The 2,938-nt window shown below is 37.0% G+C and carries 3 protein-coding genes; all 3 read left to right on the top strand.

The genetic code is table 11. From position 1 onward, the window contains the following. Nucleotides 1-414, top strand: a 414-nt coding sequence (locus AC1DRQ_RS30515; RefSeq protein ID WP_477429732.1) for a phosphopantetheine-binding protein, incomplete at its 5' end; no start/stop codon positions are given. 337 nt (nt 415-751) lie between these two features. Then, a complete protein-coding gene (locus tag AC1DRQ_RS30510; RefSeq protein WP_477429730.1) occupies nt 752-1,150 on the top strand; it encodes a BlaI/MecI/CopY family transcriptional regulator in 399 nt (132 codons plus the stop codon). Between the two features lie 16 nt (nt 1,151-1,166). Beyond that, nucleotides 1,167-2,938, top strand: a 1,772-nt coding sequence (locus tag AC1DRQ_RS30505; RefSeq protein WP_477429728.1) for a M56 family metallopeptidase, incomplete at its 3' end; no start/stop codon positions are given.

Genomic DNA, 2,938 nt, shown 5'->3' with positions numbered 1-2,938 from the left:
GTACCGGGGATACTGATAGAGCTGGAGCAGGTTCCGCTGACGGCGAACGGGAAAGTAGACCGTAAATCGCTTCCGGAGGTTGACGTACAGGGTTCATCTTCGGGGTATGAAGGCGGTCGTAATGCGCTGGAGCTGACGCTGATCGGGATCTGGGAGGAGCTGCTGGGTGTAACGGGGGTAGGTATCCATGATAACTTTTTTGAACTTGGGGGACATTCCCTGCTGGCGATCAGAATGATTGCTGGTATAAAAAAAAGAATAGGCGTAAACTTGCCGGTAAAAATCATATATGAAAGTGTTTCAATATGCGAAATATCGGAGTATATTGAAAATAATCAAGATCCATTTCTTAACGATAGGGAAAGATCTTTTGAAGATGTTGCAATAAAAGAAGATCTCAGCCATGAGAATTAAAAAGTACAATTTATGATGGACTCTTGAACAGCCAACAAGGAAATCGTTCTAAGCAACAGTTTGGTCGCCATTAATAAACAAACTATTATCATGTTAGTTTATGTACAGCGATATGGAAGTGCCTTGAATAATAATTATAATTCGAAGGGATTTGCATACTCATCTTTAGTGATGTTATCACATTTCATCTCGAAATAATGTTTTCGAGTAACGGTTTTGCCAGACAATGCGTCATATTAAATAATGCGTAATAAATAAAAAAGAATATTTTATCACTAATCGTAAAAAAAATATAGATACCTATTGTTTCGTACGAAAAATTTCCTATCTTTGATATATGAAAACAAGAAAAGATAGCACAGATTCCAAATTGGAACCCACAAAGTCTGAGTTGGAGATATTAACAGTGCTTTGGGAATACGGACCTTCAACAGTTAGATTTGTAAATGATAAATTAAGTGAAAGTCGGGATATTAACTACACTTCAACATTGAAATTAATGCAAATAATGACCGAAAAGGGCATTCTAACTAGGGACGAAAGCCAAATGAAGCATGTATATCATGTGGTGGAAGACGCAACGGAAACGCGTGGTTTCTTATTGAAAAAGTTTGTCGATTCTGTATATAAAGGCTCAGCGATAAATCTGATGATGCAGCTATTAGGTGACACGAAGACAACATCCCAAGAGTTACAAAATATTAAAGATATGCTGAAGAACTTAAATAAAGAATAAACTAATTATACTAGTCATGGAAAATTCTGTAATAAATACTATTTCAAGTGAAATGCTTTTTGCAATCTGTAATACTTTAATACATTCCCTATGGCAAGGACTGGTATTGGCAATTGTTATCGGGCTGACAATTATCCTGACTAAAAGGTCGAAAGCTGTTTTGAGATACAATTTGCTGATCTTTTTTTTGTTCGTATTTACAGTCGCTACTGCCACAACATTTTATCTGCAGTTTAACGGAGGAAATCGACCGTCTGATAATACCGTGATCTTAGAACTTTTATCTCAGGATCATCAACCGGCTAATTCATACAGTGCAACATCTCACTCAAACGAAAATATTTTTACTGCTATTTTCCAATTTATTCATTCTCATTCTTTTATAATTGTTTTTTGTTGGCTTTTTATTATTTGTATAAAATGTATACAGTTTACAGCTGGTATATTAAATGTTTTTAATTTAAAACAAGTGCAAGTCCTGACATTAGGTCCAAGGTGGGACGATAAGGTTGATCAACTGGCTAAAGTTTTAGGAATTAAAAATAAATTGCGATTGTTACAATCTGGTATTGCAAAATGCCCTATGGTAATCGGATATCTAAAACCTGTGATACTTATTCCGATAGGATTAATAACGACGTTAACAGCCGAAGAGGTTGAGGCCGTTTTGCTTCATGAGTTAAGCCATATTAGGCGGAAGGATTATCTAATAAACCTATTCCAAAATCTTTTGGAGATTTTATTTTTCTTTAATCCTGCCCTTTTGTGGCTATCATCTCTGATCAGGGTGGAAAGGGAGAATTGCTGTGATGACATTGCAATAGCAAAAACCGGAAATAAAGAAGTCTATATTAAGGCTTTGATTTCATGTGAGGAATATCACTTGGACAAGCTACAATTTAGTATGCGATTCGCCGGAAATAATAAAAATGGCCTTTTTGCACGCGTAAGAAGAATAATCTCCAGCAATAATTATACACTAAATGGAATGGAAAAGGGAATTCTAACAATAGGTATAATCTCACTAGTTCTGTTGACTGTGTTTTTTTCATCGCTTAAAGCCCAATCGCTGGGTGGAAAAAACGCTTTAACTACAAAAATAATAAAGCGACCCACCCCAGCTAAAAAAAATACAGGTAATAGCGCCACTGGCAATAGTAACCCTGCCAGCTTTATATCGGCGTCGGATACGACGAAGAAAACTGCCCGACACAAATTTAATGCCGTTAGTAAAAGAACAAAATCAAAAGATCTTCATGCGAAGCCTGGAAGTTTTTCGCAAAAGAATAAAACTGCAATTAAAAAAGATAATACATTATCTCGAGATAGTATACGGCCACGTGTATATCGTAAGCTATCACGGCTACAAATTAGGTCCGGAAATACTGACAGTTTAAAACACAGAAAGGCTCGAACATACAAACAAAGGGGAGTGCAATTTCCGACAACCACAGCAACCGATAAACTATACGCGCCAACGCTCAAGCAAAGAGCTGATGAGGCAAGTAAGAGATCGTTAATGGCAAACGAACGGCTATCAGATTCTAAAAAAAGGATACAGGTCGCGAGAGCGAACGCAGATAAGGCTAAACAAAGGGCCAATGAAGCAAGGAGAAGAGCATCGATGAGAAAAAGAGATACTATGAAAAGTAACACTGGTGAAATAGGTACACAGCAGAATGCTTTGGCTGCGACTMATGAAAAAACACCCCAAAATAAGAACGAGCAGTCGTCTCTAATATCTAGCGATGAACTAATAATAACGAGGTATCCTCAGTACAATGGTGG

Source organism: Mucilaginibacter sp. P4_E8 (assembly GCF_056401495.1).
The sequence above is the reverse complement of the archived record's forward strand: the minus strand, read 5'-3'. Positions and strand labels throughout refer to the sequence as shown.